The following is an 18,796-nucleotide window of genomic DNA, read 5'->3' as shown; positions in this document are numbered from 1 at the left end:
AGGATCCAGCCATGCGCTTTTTCAGAACCCTTCTCGGGGCCGCGGCCCTGCTTGCGACCGGCCTCTCCGCCGCTTCGGCCCAGACCGTCAAGATCGGCTCGAAGAACTTCACCGAGCAGTTCGTCGTCGCCGAACTCTATGGAGCCGCGCTGGAAGCCGCCGGCTTCAAGGTCGAGCGCAAGATCAATCTCGGCGGCACGCTGGTGGCGCATGAGGCGCTGAAGAGCGGCGCGATCGACCTCTATCCCGAATATACCGGCACCGGGCTGAACGCCGTGATGAAGGCGCAAGGGGTGACCGAGACCGACCCTGAGAAGGTGCGCGGCATGGTCAAGGCCTTCTACGAGAAGGAGTTCAACCTGACCTGGCTGAAGCCGTCGGGCATCAACAACGGCTATGCGATCGTGGTCCGGCCCGAGACGGCCAAGGAATTCAACCTGAAGACGCTGAGCGACCTCGGCAAGGCCTCGTCGAAGCTGCGGCTCGGCGCGGGCACGGAATTCGTCGACCGGCGCGACGGCATCAAGGGGCTGAAGGAGGTCTATGGCGCCGAATTCGCCGAGTTCAAGCAGTTCGCGGCGCTGCGGCTGCGTTACGAGGCGCTGAACCAGAAGCAGATCGAGGTCGCCAACGGCTTCTCGACCGACTGGCAGATCGCGGCCGACAAATTCGTCGCGCTCGAGGACGACAAGGCGCTGTTCCCGCCCTATTTCCTCGCGCCCGTCGTGCGCCCCGAGATCGCCGCCAACGAAAAGATCGTCGCCATTCTCGAAAAGGTCGGCGCCGCTCTCGACAACCCGACGATGCAGGAGCTGAACCGTCAGGTCGAGGTCGACAAGAAGGAGCCGCGTACCGTCGCGGCCGCCTTCCTCAAGGCCAAGGGGCTGGTGAACTGAGCGCTGTTCCTGCGGCCGGCGCCGACGAGTCGCCCGCCGCCATCATCCTCGGCGGCGAACCGGTCGGGTCCGACGCGATCCTCGCCATCGCGCGGGACCGAGTTGCGGTGCGGCTGCATCCGGGCCTGCTTCCGCGGCTGGAGGCGGCGCGTGCCGTGGTGCTGCGGGCGCTCGACCGGGGCGACAGCGTCTACGGGCTGACGACCGGGCTGGGCGCGGCGGTCGATACCCGTCTCGACGCCGAGGCCATCCCCGCCTTTCAGGCCCGTGCCATCCGCGCGCGGGCCGTCGGCGTCGGCGAACCGCTCTCGACCATCGAAGTCCGCGCCATGCTGGCGGCCCGGCTCGTCGCCATATGCCACGGTGCCTCAGGGCTTTCGCCCGTGCTGGCGGAGACGATCGCTGCGATGCTGAACGCGGGCGTTCACCCGGTCGTGCGGCGCATCGGCTCGCTGGGCGAGGCCGATCTCAGCCCCCTCGCCCAGGCCTTCCTACCGCTGATCGGCGAAGGCGAGGCCGAATTACGCGGCACCGTCCTGCCTGGAGGCGAAGCGATGGCGGCGGCCGGGATCGCCCTGCCCGCACTCGGCCCCAAGGATGGGCTCGCGCTGCTCAACGCCAATGCCCAGAGCGTGGGCCTCGCCGCCCTGGCCGTCGAGGCGATGAGCACGGCGCTGGAAGCCGCACTCCAAGCGGGTGCGCTATCGCTCGAAGCCTTCCGCGCCAATCTCTCGCCGCTCGACCCCGATCTCGCGGCGATGCGCGGCATGGCGGGCCACGCCGCCGGGGTCGATCGGCTGCGCCGGTTGCTCGCCGGGAGCGATCTCTGGGCGCCCGGCGCGGCGCGGCGGCTGCAGGACCCGATCTCGTTCCGCTGTCTCGCTCCGGTCGCGGGCTGTGCCCTGCGGGCCGTCGCCGCCGCCCGGCAGACAGTGGACGCCGAACTCGCCAGCGCGCCCGACAGCCCGGCCGTGCTGGTCGAGCGCGATCTCCTGCTCTCCAGCGTCAACTTCGACACGACCGAACTCGCCTTGACCTTCGAGGCCGCCGGCCTGGCGCTCTCGCATCTGGCCGCGACCTCGGCCGCGCGGATCGTCAAGCTGATGAACGCCGGCATGAGCGATCTGCCGCGCTTCCTGACGCGGCATGGCGGCTCGCATTCCGGCTTCGCGACGACGCAGAAGACCGCCGCGGCGCTGGAGGCCGAGATTCGCCATCTCGCCTTGCCGCTCGGCGCCATGACGCTGCCCGTCGCCGACGGCGTCGAGGATTATGCGCCGATGACGCCGGCCATCGTCGAGAAGACGCATGCCATTGCGCGGCGCCTGACTCGTCTGGCAGCGATTGAACTCGTGGTCGCGGCGGAAGCCGTCGATCTGCGCGGAGCAATCACGCTCGGACGCGGCACGGCCGTTGCGCATGCTTTCGTGCGCGGCCATGTCGCCCGCCTCGACGATGACCGGCCGATGGGGCGGGAGTACGAGGCGCTGGCAGTCGCGATCGAGGCCGGCGGACTGATGCTGGCCGACAGCGCCGCGCCGACCGGGATCGGCCCATGAACTGGACGATCGAGAACTGGGACCGGCTGCTGACCGCGCTGTGGGAGCACATCCAGCTCGTCGGCGTTGGACTCGCCATCGCACTTGCCATCGGCCTGCCGCTCGGCGTGCTCTCGGCGCGCAGGCCGGGCTTCGCGCTCGTCGTGCTGCTGGTTTCGGGCGCGCTTTATACGGTGCCGGCGCTGGCGATCTTCGCGCTGCTGATCCCCTATCTGGGCTTGGGGTTTTGGCCGGCGATCGTCGCGCTGGTGGCCTATGCGCTGCTGATCATCATCCGCAACGTCGCGACCGGCCTGCAGGAGATTTCGCCGGATATCCTCGATGCCGCCGACGGCATGGGCTATGGGCGCTGGCGCCGGCTCTTCGCGATCGAGCTGCCGCTGGCCCTGCCCGTCATCATCGCCGGCATCCGCATCACCGTCGTCACCCAGGTCTCGGTCGCGACGGTGGCCGCCTTCATCAATGCCGGCGGGCTCGGCGACATCATCTTCCAGGGTATCACCCAGGATTTCGGCGAGAAGGTCGTGGTCGGTGCGCTCGCGACCTCGGCGCTGGCGATCCTCTGCGACGAGAGCCTGCGCCGGGTCGAGCTGCAGCTCCGCGCCAACCAGGCGGAGAGCGCCTGATGTTGCAGTGGATCACCGCCAATCCGCAGATCTTCGTCGTCGCCCTGCAGAACCATCTCTGGCTCACGGGCGTGGCGCTCGCCGCGGTGCTGCTGATCGCGCTGCCGCTCGGCCTGCTGCTGACCCGCCATCGGGGTTTCGCGAACGCCGCCATCGCCATCGTCAACATCCTGCGGACGGTGCCCTCGCTGGCGCTGCTGGTGATCATGCTGCCACTGCTGGGCACCGGCTTCCTGCCATCCGTGGTGGCGCTGACGCTCTACGGGCTGCCGGCGTTGCTGCTGAACACCTATACTGGCCTGACCGAGGTCGATGCCGACATCGTCGACGCCGCACGCGGCCAGGGCTTCTCGGACCGCCAGGTGATGACGCGGATCGAGATCCCGCTGGCGCTGCCGGTGATCTTCGCCGGCATCCGCACGGCCGCGGTGCAGATCGTCTCGGCGGCGACGCTGGCCGCCTTCATCGGCGGCGGGGGGCTGGGCGAGTTGATCACGGCGGGCATGGCGAATTTCAACTTCCCGCAGCTGATCGCGGGCGCCGTCGCGGTCGCCCTGCTCGCGCTCGCGGTCGAGATCGGATTTGCGGGGATCGAGCGGCTGATGACACGCCAGTTGCGGATGGGAGCCTCATGACGATCCGGCTGGAGAAGGTCACCAAGCTGTTTCCCGGCGTCGCGCGGCCCGCCGTGGACGCGCTCGACCTGACGATCGAGACTGGACAGGTCTGCGTCCTGATCGGCCCCTCGGGCTGCGGCAAGACCACGACGATGCGGATGGTCAACCGGCTGATCGAGCCGACATCGGGCCGCATCTTCGTCGGCGGCCGGGACGTCACCCAGGCCGACCCGGTCGAGCTGCGCCGCCATATCGGCTATGTCATCCAGCAGATCGGCCTGTTCCCGCATATGACGATCGCGCAGAACGTGGCGACCGTGCCCAAGCTCCTCGGCTGGGATCCGGCGCGCATCAAGGCGCGCGTCGCGGAGATGCTGGAGCTCGTCGGGCTCGATCCGGGCCAGTTCCTCGCGCGCTATCCGCGCCATCTCTCGGGCGGGCAGCGCCAGCGCGTCGGCGTGGCGCGGGCGCTCGCCGCCGATCCGCCGGTGATGCTGATGGACGAGCCCTTCGGCGCGGTCGACCCGATCGTGCGCGGGCGGCTGCAGGAGGAGTTCCTTGCCATCCTCAAGCGGCTGAAGAAGACGGTGATCCTCGTCACCCACGACATCGACGAGGCGATCCGCATGGGCGATGTCGTCGCGATCCTGAAGGACGGGCGGCTGGTGCAGTACGATACGCCCGACCGGCTGCTGGCCGCGCCAGTGAACGACTTCGTCGCCGATTTCGTCGGCGCCGACCGGGCGCTGCGCCGGCTCTCGCTGGTGCGGGCGACCGAAGCCGTCGAGCCCGGCGAGGCCGCGGACGGGTTTGCGCTGCCGGGCTCGCTCTCGGTCCGGGAGGTGCTGTCGGCGCTGCTGGCCGAAGGGCGCGAGGCGGCGACGATCAGGGCTGAGAACGGCGCGGCGCTGGGGCAGATCACGCTCACGGGCATAAGGGCGCGGAGTGCGGGGACGGCACTGCCCTGAATTCCCCCTCGCCGTCATCCCGGCCGAAGCGAAGCGGCGCAGATCCGGGATGACGGAGAGGTTCCGCAGCCATCGTTTTCGCCTCAACCCGGCTGGAGGTATCCCGCGCTATCGGCCGCATCCACCTCTTCGACCAGCACGCGATAGTCCTCCGGCTCGACGGCGGCGAAGCCCGACAGCCGCAGCCGAGCGAGGATCGCGCGGCCCTCCGCGTCCCCGTGCGCGCCCAAGAGCGCCGCCCGCAACCGCGCGACGACCTCTTCGCCAACCCCGTCCGAGGCCACCAGCAGCGGCATCGGCCGGGGTGCCGTCGATTCGACGATGCGCAGCCGCGCGGCGGTGTGCGGCTCGGCCGCCAGCAGCAGATCGAGGAAATAGGAATCGAGCGGGCCGATGTCGATCTCGTCCGCGAGTAGCGCCTCGATCACCCGGCGCGGCGTCAGCAGCGGGCCGAGGGTCTGCACATAGCGCGCCCCCCTCGCCTGCCAATGCGGCAGCAAATGCGTGCGCAGCGCGTTGAAGCCGGATTGCGAATGCGCGACCGTCCAGCCGAGGCGGCGGCCGAAGCTCTCTTCCAGTGTGCCGATGTCGCTGTCGGCCTGCACGACGAGATGCGTCGCATAGAACGGGCGGCCATCGCCCGAGGCCGGAACCGGTGCCGCCACCGGCCGCACGGGGAAGCCGCCCCGCGCGACCGGGTAGCCGCAGATGAAGGCGAGGCCGAGATCGTCGCGTCGCCAGAGATCCTCCAGCGGTGCCGGCGCGGCGTGGGGGATGACCGTGAGCGCCACGCCGGACATCGCCGCGATCCGGGTGAAGAACGCGCTCCAGTTCGCCGCCGTCGCGGCATCGACGGCATACATGCGGGCGTTGGCAACGAGGTTCACGCGTAGCGCAGCCTCTGGCCGAGGCCCATCGTCTTGGCCTTCTCCAGCATGAAATGGCCGAGCGCGATGTCCGAGAGCGAGAGGCCGCGATGCCAGAACAGGATGGTCTCGTCCTCACGCTCGCGGCCGGGTTTGAGCCCGGCGACGATCTGGCCCATCTCGGCATGGAGCGTGGCTTCCGAGAGCTTGCCGGCCTCGACATGGGCGCGCAGGCTGCCGAAGGGACCGCCCTTGCACTGGCCCCAATCGTCGACGACGAGCTTGTCCATGATGTCTGTGAGCGACAACTCGACCGCGCTCATCGTGCCATAGGGCACGACGAAGGCGCCGGGCTTGATCCAGGCGGTCTTGAGCATCGGCTCGGGCGCATTCAGTCGGGAGGCCTCGACGACGATGTCGGCGCCCTCGACGCAGCTCTGCCAATCCTCCGTCACGACCACGCGCTTGCCGAGATCGGCCGAGAGGCGGGCCCCGAAGGCCTCGCGGCTTTCAGGGCGGCGGGAATGGACCCGGATCTCGTCGAAGTCGAACAGCGAATCGAGCAGGCGGACGTTCCAGTAGGCCGTGCCGCGGGCGCCAATATGACCGAGCACCTTGGAGCCCTTGCGGGCGAGGTGCTTGGCGCCGATGGCGGTGATCGCGCCGGTGCGCATGTCGGTGAGATGGCTGCCGTCGACGATCGCGGTGGGCACCCCGGTCAGCGGGTCCATCAGCAGCAACAGCCCCATCTCGGAGGGCAGGCCCTGCTTGTAGTTGTCGACATAGTCGCCGATCACCTTGACGCCGGCCCGGGCGATCGGGGCGCGGAAGGCGCCACGCAGCACGTTGAAATGCCCGTTCGCGCCCGCCTTCGGCATGAGATGGACCCGGGGCTCGATCTCGGTCTCGCCGCGGCCCTGGGCGGCAAGACCTGCCTCGACCGCGGCAATGATTTCCGCATCGGTGAGCTTCAGCGCCTCGACGTCGAGCGCGTTGAGGAAGTCGATATAGAGCGGCGGGTGGGACACGCGGCAACCTCGGCACGGGGTTCGGGGGCGGACGAGGCCAGACAATACACGGCTTGGCGCGCCGGCCCCGGCCTTTCGCGAGGGCTGCGCATGCGCTGCCGGCGCATCGCGGTCTCCGGGCCGGCCGCGGTGGCAAGGAACTTGCTGCCGGGGTGTGCGGGGGAACATCACGATCCGAGAGGACATCGCGTGGACGCCTTCACCATGATCATCCTCGCCTGCGTCGCCGGCGAGCCGAAATGCACCTCCGCCCGCGTCGCGGAGACGCAGTTCACCAGCATCGAGGCCTGCGAGGCGCGGATCGACGCGATCGCCACGGAGATGACGCGCAAGCTCGGCCAGCGGCCGGAACTCAAGGGGCGCGAGGTCACCTACGACGTCAGCTGCATGGACCGGAAGCAGCTGCTGCAGACCTTCGGGATCGCCGATCTCGATACCTGAGGGCGCGCTCGCGGCGCCATGTTGCAGACGCGCAACGAGGCCCCGCAAAGGCCTTCGGGATCGCACCGATGTGATGCCGGCCGGATTGCACCTGTGGCCGGACTCTGACAGAAAATTGAGGAGATGTTGACGTTTTCGCGTCAGCTTTTTGCCGTCCGCCCCCTTCTTGCCGCCCCCCTTCCTGCCGCCGCCCGAGGTCCCGATGAACCGCTTCTTCCGTATGGCCACGCTGAGTGGTCTTGGCCTGCTCGCGCTGGCGACCACCGCCCGCGCCGAGATCGACCCGCTGACGCGCCAGCCGCTGTTCGTCTTCGAGGACCCGGCCAAGGCCCAGGCCACGGCGATCCCGCGCGAGATCGTCTCCTATGACGGCAAGCAGCGCCCCGGCACCATCGTGATCAACACCAGCGAGCGGCGCCTCTATCTGGTCATGCCCGACGGCAAGGCGATGCGCTACGGCGTCGGCGTCGGCCGCCCCGGCTTCGACTGGGCCGGATCGCAGACCATCACCCGCAAGCAGGAATGGCCGACCTGGACGCCCCCGGCCCAGATGCTGAAGCGCCGCCCCGACCTGCCGCGCTTCATGCCGGGCGGCCCGGAGAACCCGATGGGCGCCCGCGCGCTCTATCTCGGCTCGACGCTCTACCGCATCCACGGCTCGAACGAGCCGGAGACGATCGGCCAGGCGGTCTCCTCCGGCTGCATCCGCATGCTCAACGAGGACGTGATCGACCTCTACGAGCGCGTGAAGGTCGGCACCCGCGTCGTCGTCGCGCGCTGAGCCGAACCTCTGCGTCCTCTGCAAGGGCCGTCCTCCGGGGCGGCCCTTTTGTTTTGGCACCCTCGGCTGGCATCCTGCTTGCGAACGGGCGAGCCGGGTTTTTTGCAGGATCGATCATGGATGATGTCGTCAACGCCTTCGTACCCGGCACGATGGTGCCGCTCGCGGGGAAGGCCGGAGGGCCGCTCGATGGCCTGAGCTTCGCGGTCAAGGACCTGTTCGACGTGGCGGGCCTGCCGACGGGCGGCGGCAATCACGACTGGGCGCTGTCCAATCCCGCCCCCCAGCGCCATGCCTGGGCGGTCCAGACCCTGCTCGATGCCGGCGCCAGCTTCGTCGGCAAGACGATCACCGACGAGGTCTCGCTCGGCATCCTCGGCGAAAACGCCTTCGACGGTACGCCGATCAACACCGCGGCGCCCGAGCGCGTGCCGGGCGGCTCGTCCTCGGGCTCGGCGGCGGCCGTCGCCGCGGGGCTTTGCAACACCGCGCTGGGCACCGACACCGGCGGCTCCGTGCGCGTGCCGGCAAGCTTCTGCGGGCTCTATGGAATCCGCCCGACCCATGGCCGACTCGATCTCACCGGCATGCTGCCGCAGGCGCCGAGCTCCGACACCACCGGCTGGTTCGCGCGCGATGCCGAGACCTTCGCCCGCGTCTCCACCGTACTGCTGGGCGAGGCGCCGGGAGCGCTGCCGACGCGGCTGCTGATCGCGACGGATGCCTTCGCCTTCGCGGATCCGGAGGTGGCGGAGGCGCTGCAGCCGATGGTCGCGAAGCTCGGGCGGATCGTCGGCGAAGTTCGCGAGGAGATCATGGCTCCGCAGGGGCTGTCGGTCTGGGCACGGGCGCAGCGCACGCTGCAGCCGGTCGAGGCCTGGAACACCTTCCGCCACTGGGTCGAGACCGCCAATCCGCGCATGGCCTTCAGCGTCGCAGCCGGCCTGCTCAACGGCGCGCGGATGCCGGCGGGCGAGCAGCAATGGGCCGAGATGATGCGAATCGAGGCGCGCGCGCGGCTGCGCCAGCTGCTGCCGCCCGGCACGATCCTGTGCCTGCCGACGACCGCCTTCCCGGCGCCGCTGCGCGGGCTCTCTCAGCCGGCGCTGCAGCCGCTGAAGGACCGGATCAGCTGCCTGTGCTCGCAGGGCGGACTCACGGGCTCGCCGCAGGTCAGCCTGCCCGGCGCGACCGTCAACGGGGCCCCTGTCGGCCTTTCCATCATCGGCGGGCGCGGCACGGACGCCGCGCTGATTGCCGTCGCTCAGGCCATGGGAGCCGCCGCATGACCGATCTCACCCCCAACCTGCCGGACGTCGTCGCCGAGGTCTCGGCGCTGTTCGAGGCCTATGAGCAGGCGCTGATCGACAAGAACGTCGATGTCCTCGACGCGACCTTCTGGAACAGCCCGCACACGATCCGCTACGCGCTGCACGAGAACGGCTACGGCTTCGACGCAATCCACGCCCACCGCGTCGCGCGGCCGCCCGGTCCTGGCATCAAGGAAAAGCGCATCCGGCTGGAGATCCTGACGCTCGGCCGCGACATCGCCACGGTGAACCTCGAGTTCAAGGTGCGCGGGCGCGACCTGATCGGCCGGCAGAGCCAGAGCTGGGTGCGTTTTCCGGAGCTGGGCTGGAAGGTGATCTCCGCCCATGTCTCGACCATGGACGGGCTGAAGCTCTACTGAGCGTCAGCAAGCGGGGCGCGCCGCCTCAGCGGCGGCGCAGCGGCTCGCGCGACAGGCCCTGCGCCTCCAGCGCGTCGCGATAGGCCTGCATCTTCACCTCGGCCGTCTCGCCGAGTTCGCGCAGATAGTCCCAGCCGAAGATGCCGGTGTCGTGCATGTCGTCGAAGGTCAGCTTCACGGCATAGTGACCGACCGGCTCGACCTTGAGGATCTCGACCTCGCGCTTGCCGGGGATGGTCTTCTTCTGGGTCGGGCCGTGGCCCTGAACCTCGGCCGAGGGGCTCTCGACCCGCAAGAGTTCCGCGGCGAGCGCGTGGCTCGTCCCGTCGTCGAAGCTGACGTGCAGGGTGCGGCGGTCCTTCGAGAGACGGATCTCGGTCGGCCAGGACGACATGATGGGCACTCCGCTGGCGGTCCGCGACGTTCGCTCCGCTTGACCTCGGCGGCTGCAATGCCAATGTCTCCGGCTCAACGCAATGCCGGGATGGGCTTCAGCCCGCCGCAAACCCGGCCACCGAACGGACAGATGCCGATCGTGCTCCTCGACAGCCTTCTGCCAGACGACACCACCAGGTCCGGGATCGCGCCTCTCGCGGGGCCGGTGCTGACCGATCCGTTCGGCCGCGACATCTCCTATCTGCGGATTTCGGTGACGGATCGCTGCGATTTCCGCTGCGTCTACTGCATGTCCGAGGACATGACCTTCCTGCCCAAGCGCGACCTGCTGACGTTGGAGGAGATCGACCGCCTCGCCACGGCCTTCATTGCGCGGGGCACGCGCAAGCTGCGCCTGACCGGCGGCGAGCCGCTGGTGCGGCGCGACGTGATGAGCCTGTTCCGCTCGCTCTCGCGGCATCTCGCGTCGGGTGCGCTGGAGGAGCTGACGCTGACCACGAACGGCTCGCTGCTCGACCGCTACGCGCAGGAAATGGCCGATTACGGCGTGCGCCGGATCAACGTCTCGCTCGACACGCTCGACCCCGACAAGTTCCGCCGGATCACGCGCTGGGGCGATCTCGACAAGGTGCTCGGCGGCATCGAGGCCGCTCGCAAGGCGGGAATGCGGGTCAAGATCAACGCGGTTGCGCTCAAGGGCGTGAACGAGGACGAGATCGAGAGCCTGATGGTCTGGGCTCACGGCCTCGGCATGGATTTGACCCTGATCGAGGTGATGCCGCTGGGCGAGATCGAGCCCGGGCGCATCGACCAGTTCCTGCCGCTCTCGGTGGTACGGGCCCGGCTGATGGACACCTACAACCTCGTCGAGGACCCCTACCGCACCGGCGGGCCGGCGCGCTATGTCCGCGTCCAGGAGACCGGCGGGCTGATCGGCTTCATCACGCCGATGACGCACAACTTCTGCGAGAGCTGCAATCGCGTGAGGCTGACCTGCACGGGCACGCTCTATATGTGCCTCGGCCAGGAGGACGCCGCCGATCTGCGCGCGCCGCTGCGGGCCTCCGCCGACGACGCGCTGCTGTACAGGGCGATGGAAGAGGCGATCGCGCGCAAGCCGAAAGGCCACGACTTCGTCATCGACCGCAGGCGCGCGAAGCCCGCCGTCGGGCGCCATATGAGCGTCACCGGCGGCTGACGCCATCAGGCGGTTTTTGCTTCCCCAAGGGCAGGTTTGGCGTGGATTTCGCGCGCAGCTGTGCCTTGACGCCCCTCGCCAAAGGTCCGACGGTTGCGCGTGCGTGGAGGTTGCGAGCGTTCGATGATCAGGAGACTGCTGTCCCGGCTGAGGGCGATCGGACAGTCCATCGGGCACTTCGTGCTCGACTCGCAGATCGCGCGTCTGGCGATCATGGCGCTGCGCCTGTGGCCGCGCCTGACGCTGCTCGCCGTCCTGGTCGGCCTGCTGTGCGCGCTCTGCTTCGTCCTGGCGGGCCTCAGCGCCCGCAGCGTGTATCTCGCCCTGTCGCCGGCCTCTCCCAGCGGAATCGGCGCGGCGATCGGGGCCATACTGGCGGGTGTGCTCGTCCTCGAACTCGCCGCCTTCGCGGTCACGGCCGCCCTCGCGGCGCTCCTGCAGTTTGCCCGCGAGGTCGGCCGCCACCGCAGCGCGGTGCTGCTGTCGCTCGCCACGATCCTGGCCGTGGCGACCGCGCTCGCCCTTCTGCGTGACGACGCCGCGTTGAGGGCCGACGGCCTGGCGGTCTTCGGCGTCACGGCGCCGCTGCTGGCGCTGACGATCTGGTTCGAGCGCCGCTATCGCAATCCGGCCCGGCCAGGATTCCGCGATTTCCATGTCGACGTCGTCGAGGCGCGGCGCTTCATCGATCGGGACGCCCATGGCGTCTGAGCGTAGTCCGGGCGGGGCGCTGCCGCCGATTACCGCCCATCACCTGGCGGAGGTGGTCGAGGCCGGGCGCCACGGCGCCGCCGACGCACTGGACAATCAGCCCGCTCCTCACTCGGCAGTCCCGTCGCAGACGGAGATGACGCTGCTGGCGCGCGTGATCGAGCTGTTCACCGCCATCCGCCAGGAGGCCTCGGCGACACTGAACGGTCTTCAGGCGGAGATCGCAGCCCGCCGCGAAACCTTCACGCAGGAGCGTTACGAGGGCCGCATCCGCTCGATCGAGGCCTCGATGCGTGCCTTGCTCAACCGCCATGGCGGGGAGCTGGAGCAGCGCGTCTACGATGCGCTCAAGGCCAAGCGCGAATACGAATACTTCAACTACATCCACAAGCGCACGGCCGACCCCAAGATCGAGAAATGGCAGTTCATTCTGCTGTTCCTGATCGTTCCGCTGACGCTGGAGAGCCTGCTCAACGGCAATTTCTTCGCGGAAGCGAGCGAATTCGGCCTCGTCGGCGGAGCGGCAACGGCGGTCATCATCTCGGCGCTCAACATCGCACTCGGCTTCCTGGTGGGCCTGTGGCCGGCACGCTACTGCCAGCATGTGCGCGCCTCGCACCTGTTCTGGGCGCTTCCCGTCTATGTCGGCCTGATCATCCTGATCGTGATGTTCAACCTCGCCGTCGGACATTACCGGGAGATGCTGATCGCCGCGCCCGATGCGCGTTCGCTGCAGGTGCTGCCCCGGCTGCTGGAGAGCCCCTTCGCCATCGCGGAGCTGAAATCGGCGGCGCTCGTCATCATCGGCTGCATCGTCGCCTTCGCGGCGGCCGTGAAGGGTTACTCGGCCTTCGGCACCTATCCCGGCCATGGCGCCGCGTTCAAGCGCTGGCGCGAGCGCTGGAGCGCGGTCGAGGAGGAGCGGCGGCGCCTCGATGTCGAGTTGCTGCCCGAGCTGGAAGCCGTGCGCTCGCGGATCGACGGCTTCAAGGAGGATTGCGCCCGCGAAAGCGCCCGCCTCCAGGCCAGCAAGGCGGCGGCCGAGGAGGCCCGTGACCTCTATGCCGCGCGGCTCGGACAGCTGCGCGCGGCCAAGGATGCGGCCCTGATGCAGTATCGCGAGGCCAATCTGCGGGTGCGGACCGACATGCCGCCCGCCTATTTCTCGCAGACCCTCAACGTGACCGAGATCGACCAGCCGGCGCCGCTCGCCGAATATGCCGCCCTGCGGGGACTGATCGATGATTTCGAGCGTCAGCTGGCCACCATGCCTGCGCTGGTAGAGGCGAAACTGCGCGAGCAGCTCGCCCTGGTGCGGGGCCTCGACCTCGCCGGAGAGATCGAGCGGCTGAAGGCGCGGGCCGCAGAGGCCGGGCGCGACGCCTTCGAGCAGGACGAGGCGACGCGCCGCCAGATCAATGCGGAATTCGCCGCAATGCCGCGCTAGAGCGGCCGCATGGCGACGCAGACCGTGAAGAGCAACACATGAAGAGCGAAAGCTGGGCGATCGTCGCCTCGGTCCTGGCGGGCGTGGCGCTGGTCGGCTTCTTCGCCGCGCCCTCGCTGCTGAAGGGGCCGCCGCGCGACCCCGACTCGCTGTGCCTCAAATCCGGGGCCGTCGGCCATACGCTGGTTCTGGTCGACAAGAGCGATCCGTGGAGCGAGGTCCAGGCCGGGCGCCTGAAGCGACTGGTGAAGCAGATCGGCGACGGCCTGCCGGCGGACCGGATGCTCTCGATCTACGTCTTCAACGACGCCTTCGAGCCCGGATTCCCGCCGCTGCTGGCGTTGTGCAATCCCGGACGCACGGCGAGCGAGCTGATCGGCAATCCGCGGCGCGACTATATCCGCTGGGTGGAGAAGTTCGGCCGCCCCCTCGACGAGGCGCTGGCGGTTCTGACGCAACCGGCCAAGGGCAATCTCTCGCCGATCGTGGAAGCGGTCGGCGATGTCGCCTCGCGCCCCGAGACACGGGTGCGCGAGGGCGACAAGTCGCTCGTCCTGGTCTCGGACATGATGCAGAATTCGGGGCAGTTCTCGGTTTTCGGCAGCAACCCGGCGACGCGTGATCCCGAACGCCTCAAGCGGCTCGTCGGCAAGGTCTGGCAGGAGTCCGGGGCCCGCGACTGGCAGCTCCAGATCCACCAGGTTCAGGGCGTCTATGATCCGCCTCGGCTCGAACAGGCGAGCTCGCTCTGGCAACAGGCGCTGCGCGGCGCCGGCATCGCCTTCGTCTGGGAGAGGCTCTGACGCAGCGGCGGCTCGGCCGCTCTACATCCTGTAGGCCATGCGCACGCCGCCCCAATGGCGCCCGTTGACGCGCACGGGGGCATCGACCTCGCGCACCATCTCATGAACCCCGCCGCCCATGTCGCGCAGATAGGACTGGACGAGGAACGGGCGGACGGAGCGTGCCGCGGCGATGCCGGCGCGGTCGTCGAAGATGCGCCGGTTACGGGAGTGCGCCGCGTTCCAGACCGGATCGCCCGGCCGCTGCGGGAGGGCGTAGGCGGCGTTGTGGACCGGGATGAAGCCGTTTCGGTCGATCGCAACCGTGAAGAGCAGCCGCGGGTCCGACGCCACGGAGCGTGCCAGCAGAGGCGGCAGGATCTCCTCCAGCACCGGCAGGGCCCGGTTGCCGTATTGCTGCGGGTCGGTTTCGGCGATGGCGACATAGTCGACATCGAACAGATCGCCCTCGGTCAGGCGGGCGCGCGCCAGGGCCTCCGAAAACAGGGCCTCGACCGCTGCAGCAAATGCATGGGTCCGTTCGATGAGGGGCCTGTAGCCGCTCTCGATCCGCTCGAGCAGCCCGTCGAGCAGACGGGCATGGTCGAAGGCCTGACGGTCGAACGCCATGTGCAGGCCAAGCTCGCTGATCGCCGCCAGCCGGCAGGGCATCGGCGGCAGATCCGCGATGGCGAGACTGCCGGCGATGCCGGGCGCGAGTTCATCCTGCTCGGGCCGCGCGATCAACGCTCCGCCACGCCCGATGTCGATCGTCCGGGTGCCGAACTGACGGGGACCGAGCCGGACGTCGACCGGATGCTCGGCGGGAAAGCGGTCATGCTGGCGCCGGTCGGCGAAGGAGGAGTGCCGCAAGGTCGGGATGAAGCGGCGCAGCATCCCGCCCGCCAGACTGGCGCCGCGGGCCGTTGCCCGGCGGGCGCTGGCGCTCTCGGTCGCAGCCGACAAGGCGACGCGGTCGATTTCCGCCACGCGCTCGGCGACCGTCTCGACAAAGCGGGCGGTCTCGCCGGCATTGCGCGACAATTCGGCCGTCGCCGCCGCCTGCTCCTGCGAGGCCTGGCCGATCGCGGCGATGACGGGATTGACCTCGCGCACCATCTGCAGCGCATCGGTGACGATTGCGGCGGAGCCATGCGCGGCCTGCGTCAGCCGGTCGACCCGATTGCGAATGTGCTCGACCGCCTCGCGCACCTCGACGGAGAGGACCTTGACCTCCTGCGCGACCACCCCGAAGCCGCGGCCGGCCTCCCCCGCACGGGCAGCCTCGATCGACGCATTCAGGGCGAGCAGGTTGGTCTGGCGGGCAATCTCGGCGATGGAATCGACGATGCCGCGGATCTCGGTGGTGGCCATGGCGAGGCCCGTCATCATCTCCGTCGCCTCGCCGGCACGGATCGCAGCCGCGTCGAGCCGCGCGCGCGCATGGCTCATCGAGCAGCCGATCTCCTCGGCGGAGTCGGAGACCTGCTGCGAGGCGGTGACCAGCGCGGCGGAGTTCGTGCTCGCCGTGGTGGTGGCCTCGCGAATGCCGAGGACGCTGTCATGGATTGCGCCCGCGCGCGTCTCGGACTGGGTCGAGAACTGCTCGGCGCGGCCGAGATCGGCGGCCAGCCGCCGCATCGCCGCGACCACATCCTGCTCGAGCACGGAGACGGCCTCGCGATCGGCCATGGTCACGTTGTCGACGGGAGCCGGTGTGGCCACGGGCGACGCGTCCACGGCCTGCGCAGGCTCGGCAGCGCTTGCCTGGCTTCGACGGCTCAGCCAGCGTCGAACCCTGCCCTGCATCGGCCCATCCAGTCCCTTCACGCCACGCCCTGTTATGGTTCAACATCGTTAACAAAGCCTGTGCATGTGTTCGAGGCGGTGGCCGCAGGCGCCGGCGAGCATGGACCGCTCGGCCCTGGGCCTGTAAGCCTCCGGAAGCGGCGCTTCACCATCGCGCCGATCCTCTCTCGTTCCCCTCCCGCCTTCGCGCGAGCGCCGCCATGAACAGCAACAGCTATGACGTGATCGTCGCGGGTGTCGGCGCCATGGGCTCGGCGGCCTGCTGGCATCTGGCACAGCGTGGCCTGCGCGTGCTGGGGCTCGAGCGCTTCGATCTCGGTCACGGCATGGGCTCCTCGCACGGGATGACACGGATCATCCGGCTGGCCTATTTCGAGGGCTCTCAATATGTGCCGATCGTGCAACGCGCCCATGAGCTCTGGCAGGAGACGGGCGATGCCGCCGGGCTGAAGCTGCTGCACGTCACCGGTTCGCTCGATCTCGCCCCAGCCGGGGCCGGGCCGGTGGAATCCTCGCTCCAATCCTGTCTCGATCACGGCCTCACCCACGAACAGCTCGATGCCGGCGAGCTCGCACGGCGCTTTCCGGGCTTCACGCTGCCATCGGGCCATATCGGGCTGTGGCAGCCCGGCGGCGGCTTCGTCGCCTCCGAGAAGGCGATCTTCGCTCATGTCGGCCTCGCCCAGTCGCGCGGCGCCGAGATCCGCACCAACGAACCGATGCTCGACTGGGCGCCGACCGCCGATGGCGGGGTGACGGTCAGGACCGCGCGCGGCACCTACAGTGCCGGCCGGCTCGTCATCACCTCGGGGGGATGGATCACGGACGCGGTGCCGGCGCTGGCACGGACGGTGACGACGGTGCGCCAGGCGATCGGCTGGTTCACCACGCGCCGGCCGGAGCTCTATCGCGAAGGCGTCTTCCCGGTCTTCATCCTGACGGTGGACGAAGGCAGTTTCTACGGCTTCCCGCTCTACGAGCATCCCGGCTTCAAGCTGGGTGGGCCGCATTTCGGGCGCGAGCCGATGGATCCGCGCGAGGACGACCGCACGCCCAGCTCCCGGCAGGTCGAGCTGATCCGCGCCTGCCTCGCCCGCTACCTGCCGGATGCGGCGGGCGAGCCGCTGACGCTGAAAGGCTGCCTCTACAGCGTGACACCGGACGAGGACTTCATCATCGACAGCGTGCCGGGCGTGCCGCAAGCGGTCTTCGCCTCCTGCTGCTCGGGGCACGGCTTCAAATTCGCCAGCGCGATCGGCGAGATCCTGGCCGATCTCTCCGACAGCGGCCGGTCGCGCTTCGACCTCGCGCCCTTCTCGCTGGCGCGGTTTTCGGCCTGAGACGAAAGCACCTCGCCGCGTGGCCAGCCCCGAGCAAAATCGACGCGGCATCATCGCCATGCTGGCCGCCATGGCGCTCTTCGTCTGCAACGACGCGCTGATGAAGCTCGCCCGAGAGGTCTATCCGGCCGGCCAGGCGATCACGCTGCGAACCGGCTTCGCCCTGCTCATCGCACTCGGGCTCGTCCTGGCCTTCCGGGAGGGCGCAAAACTCCGCCTCGCGCTGCGGCCGATCGTGCTGCTGCGCGGGTTGATCGATGCCGGGGTGACGCTGACCTTCATCTGGGCGCTCGCCGAAATGCCGCTGGCCGACGTCACCGCCATCCTGCTGGCCTCGCCGATCATCATCGTCGTGATGGCCGTGATACTGCGGATCGAGCGCGTCGGCTGGCGCCGCACCGCCGCGGTCTTCGTCGGCTTCTGCGGGGTTCTGGTCGTGCTGCGGCCGGCGACCGATTCCTTCAACGCCGCGGCGCTGGTGGCGCTGGCGAGCGCCTGCCTCGCCGCCGCCCGCGACCTGCTGACCCGCAAGATCGGCAACGAGATCCCTTCCACCGTGATCGCGCTGATGACCACCGCCATCGTCGGGATCGTGGCCTGCGGCTACGGGCTGCTGGAGGTCTGGCAACCGGTCTGGCGGCGCGAGACGTCCTATGTCGCCGCGGCGGCCGCGCTGATGGCTGCGGGCAGCATCTGCATCATCAGCGCCTATCGCAACACGGATGTCGGCGTGGTCTCCGGCTATCGCTATTCGGTCGTCATCCTCGCGGTGATCATGGGCTATCTGGTCTGGGGGCAGGTGCCAGACCCGATCGCCGGACTCGGCATCGCGATGATCGTGGCGAGCGGGCTCTATACCATGCATCGCCAGCAGGTGGTGCCGCAGTCGCAGCTCAAGCTGCCGAGCACGCCACCGACATGAGCGCCAGCGCCCTGAAGCCGACCCTGACGGTGCTGGTCGCGATGTCGGCGCTACAGCCGCTCGCGCTCAACCTGCTCGCCCCCGCCGCTCCGGCGCTGTCGCGCCATTTCGGCTCGAGCTATGCCACGATCCAGCTCGCGCTGACGCTGTTCCTGGTCGCCGTCGCTCTGACCCAGCTCGTCAGCGGACCGCTCTCCGACCGCTTCGGGCGGCGGCCCTGCGTCAATGCCGGCATCGCGCTGTTCATCGCCGGCTCGGCTCTGGGCGCGCTCGCGCCGTCGATCGAAATGCTGCTGCTGGCCCGCGTGCTGGAGGGGGCCGGCTCGGGCTCCGTCTTCGCGCTGTCGCGCGCGATCATCCGCGACACGGCCAACCGGGACGAGGCCGCCAGCCAGATCGCCACCGTGACGATGGTCATGGTCATCGCGCCGATGATCGCGCCCTGGCTCGGCGGGCAGATCGAAACCGCCTTCGGCTGGCGCATGATTCTCTGGTTCATGACCGTGACCGGCGCGGTCGTGCTCCTGCTGACCCTGGTGAAACTGCCCGAGACGGCGCCCAACCTGGGACAGCGCACGCCGCTGCTCGGCATCTTCCGGGCCTTCCCGACGCTGATCGTCAACCGCGTCTTCGTGCTCAACGTGATCGCGGTCTCGACCAGCTCGGCCGCCTTCTTCGCCTTCATCGCGGCGGCCCCCTATATCGTCGTCGAGACGATG

Annotated in this window: 20 protein-coding genes; 16 read left to right on the top strand and 4 right to left on the bottom strand. The window is 69.2% G+C overall.

Going from position 1 to position 18,796, the window contains the following annotated elements; genetic code table 11:
- Positions 1-11 precede the first annotated feature (11 nt).
- The 5 genes from Q8M82_RS05725 to Q8M82_RS05705 are packed head-to-tail and all read left to right on the top strand — an operon-like array spanning position 12 to position 4,666.
- The gene (locus Q8M82_RS05725) at positions 12-896 is read left to right on the top strand and encodes a glycine betaine ABC transporter substrate-binding protein (RefSeq protein ID WP_305690413.1); all 885 of its coding nucleotides are present in this window, start codon (positions 12-14) and stop codon (positions 894-896) included.
- Entirely contained in the window at positions 893-2,455 is a 1,563-nt protein-coding gene (locus tag Q8M82_RS05720) for an HAL/PAL/TAL family ammonia-lyase (RefSeq protein WP_371126248.1), read from the top strand. The genes Q8M82_RS05725 and Q8M82_RS05720 overlap by 4 nt, the downstream gene beginning before the upstream one ends.
- Positions 2,452-3,081 (top strand): ABC transporter permease, encoded by a 630-nt coding sequence (locus Q8M82_RS05715; protein ID WP_305690412.1) that lies wholly within the window; start codon positions 2,452-2,454, stop codon positions 3,079-3,081. The genes Q8M82_RS05720 and Q8M82_RS05715 overlap by 4 nt, the downstream gene beginning before the upstream one ends.
- On the top strand, positions 3,081-3,716 hold the full coding sequence (locus tag Q8M82_RS05710) for an ABC transporter permease (protein WP_305690411.1): 636 nt from the start codon (positions 3,081-3,083) through the stop codon (positions 3,714-3,716). Before Q8M82_RS05715 ends, Q8M82_RS05710 begins: the two co-directional genes overlap by 1 nt.
- A complete protein-coding gene (locus Q8M82_RS05705) occupies positions 3,713-4,666 on the top strand; it encodes an ABC transporter ATP-binding protein (RefSeq protein WP_305690410.1) in 954 nt (317 codons plus the stop codon). Before Q8M82_RS05710 ends, Q8M82_RS05705 begins: the two co-directional genes overlap by 4 nt.
- Before the next feature lie 83 nt (positions 4,667-4,749).
- Here Q8M82_RS05705 and Q8M82_RS05700 read toward each other — a convergent pair whose 3' ends face one another.
- Positions 4,750-5,553 carry a phosphate/phosphite/phosphonate ABC transporter substrate-binding protein gene (locus tag Q8M82_RS05700; protein WP_305690409.1) on the bottom strand — a complete coding sequence of 268 codons (804 nt, stop codon included), beginning with the start codon at positions 5,551-5,553 and terminating at the stop codon, positions 4,750-4,752.
- The gene (locus Q8M82_RS05695) at positions 5,550-6,560 is read right to left on the bottom strand and encodes an ornithine cyclodeaminase family protein (protein ID WP_305690408.1); all 1,011 of its coding nucleotides are present in this window, start codon (positions 6,558-6,560) and stop codon (positions 5,550-5,552) included. Before Q8M82_RS05695 ends, Q8M82_RS05700 begins: the two co-directional genes overlap by 4 nt.
- A 189-nt stretch (positions 6,561-6,749) precedes the next feature.
- Between Q8M82_RS05695 and Q8M82_RS05690 the strand changes: the two genes are divergently transcribed.
- The 4 genes from Q8M82_RS05690 to hpxZ all read left to right on the top strand — a co-directional run bounded on the left by Q8M82_RS05690 (position 6,750) and on the right by hpxZ (position 9,472).
- Positions 6,750-7,001, top strand: a complete 252-nt coding sequence (locus Q8M82_RS05690) for a hypothetical protein (protein WP_067989179.1) — start codon at positions 6,750-6,752, stop codon at positions 6,999-7,001.
- 202 nt (positions 7,002-7,203) lie between these two features.
- Positions 7,204-7,782 carry a L,D-transpeptidase gene (locus Q8M82_RS05685; protein ID WP_305690407.1) on the top strand — a complete coding sequence of 193 codons (579 nt, stop codon included), beginning with the start codon at positions 7,204-7,206 and terminating at the stop codon, positions 7,780-7,782.
- 116 nt (positions 7,783-7,898) lie between these two features.
- Positions 7,899-9,071, top strand: coding sequence for an amidase (locus Q8M82_RS05680; protein WP_305690406.1), 1,173 nt, complete (start codon positions 7,899-7,901; stop codon positions 9,069-9,071).
- On the top strand, positions 9,068-9,472 hold the full coding sequence (gene hpxZ / locus Q8M82_RS05675) for an oxalurate catabolism protein HpxZ (protein WP_305690405.1): 405 nt from the start codon (positions 9,068-9,070) through the stop codon (positions 9,470-9,472). Before Q8M82_RS05680 ends, hpxZ begins: the two co-directional genes overlap by 4 nt.
- Before the next feature lie 25 nt (positions 9,473-9,497).
- Here the strand turns inward: hpxZ and Q8M82_RS05670 are convergent, their stop codons facing one another.
- Positions 9,498-9,866, bottom strand: a complete 369-nt coding sequence (locus tag Q8M82_RS05670) for a gamma-butyrobetaine hydroxylase family protein (RefSeq protein ID WP_305690404.1) — start codon at positions 9,864-9,866, stop codon at positions 9,498-9,500.
- Positions 9,867-9,998: 132 nt separating this feature from the next.
- On the opposite strand from Q8M82_RS05670, the gene moaA reads away from it, so the two are divergent.
- The 4 genes from moaA (at position 9,999) to Q8M82_RS05650 (ending at position 14,027) form a co-directional block, all read left to right on the top strand.
- Complete coding sequence (moaA, locus tag Q8M82_RS05665; RefSeq protein WP_371126242.1) at positions 9,999-11,066, top strand: GTP 3',8-cyclase MoaA; 1,068 nt, start codon at positions 9,999-10,001, stop codon at positions 11,064-11,066.
- Positions 11,067-11,189: 123 nt separating this feature from the next.
- On the top strand, positions 11,190-11,777 hold the full coding sequence (locus tag Q8M82_RS05660) for a hypothetical protein (RefSeq protein ID WP_305690403.1): 588 nt from the start codon (positions 11,190-11,192) through the stop codon (positions 11,775-11,777).
- On the top strand, positions 11,767-13,224 hold the full coding sequence (locus Q8M82_RS05655) for a hypothetical protein (RefSeq protein WP_305690402.1): 1,458 nt from the start codon (positions 11,767-11,769) through the stop codon (positions 13,222-13,224). The genes Q8M82_RS05660 and Q8M82_RS05655 overlap by 11 nt, the downstream gene beginning before the upstream one ends.
- Positions 13,225-13,262: 38 nt before the next feature.
- Positions 13,263-14,027: a hypothetical protein gene (locus Q8M82_RS05650; RefSeq protein ID WP_305690401.1), complete on the top strand. Its 765-nt coding sequence runs from the start codon at positions 13,263-13,265 to the stop codon at positions 14,025-14,027.
- A 21-nt stretch (positions 14,028-14,048) separates the two neighbouring features.
- Here the strand turns inward: Q8M82_RS05650 and Q8M82_RS05645 are convergent, their stop codons facing one another.
- Positions 14,049-15,731: a methyl-accepting chemotaxis protein gene (locus Q8M82_RS05645; protein WP_305690400.1), complete on the bottom strand. Its 1,683-nt coding sequence runs from the start codon at positions 15,729-15,731 to the stop codon at positions 14,049-14,051.
- Positions 15,732-16,015: 284 nt separating this feature from the next.
- Between Q8M82_RS05645 and solA the strand changes: the two genes are divergently transcribed.
- The 3 genes from solA to Q8M82_RS05630 all read left to right on the top strand — a co-directional run.
- Positions 16,016-17,155, top strand: coding sequence for an N-methyl-L-tryptophan oxidase (gene solA / locus Q8M82_RS05640; protein WP_305690399.1), 1,140 nt, complete (start codon positions 16,016-16,018; stop codon positions 17,153-17,155).
- 19 nt (positions 17,156-17,174) lie between these two features.
- A complete protein-coding gene (locus Q8M82_RS05635) occupies positions 17,175-18,077 on the top strand; it encodes a DMT family transporter (protein ID WP_305690398.1) in 903 nt (300 codons plus the stop codon).
- Positions 18,074-18,796 (top strand): MFS transporter (locus Q8M82_RS05630; RefSeq protein WP_305690397.1); only part of this gene is annotated, 723 nt, incomplete at its 3' end. The genes Q8M82_RS05635 and Q8M82_RS05630, both read left to right, overlap by 4 nt.

Origin of the sequence: Allobosea sp. (genome assembly GCF_030694325.1) — a bacterium.
Classification (GTDB): Bacteria; Pseudomonadota; Alphaproteobacteria; order Rhizobiales; family Beijerinckiaceae; genus Allobosea.
The sequence above is the reverse complement of the archived record's forward strand: the minus strand, read 5'-3'. Positions and strand labels throughout refer to the sequence as shown.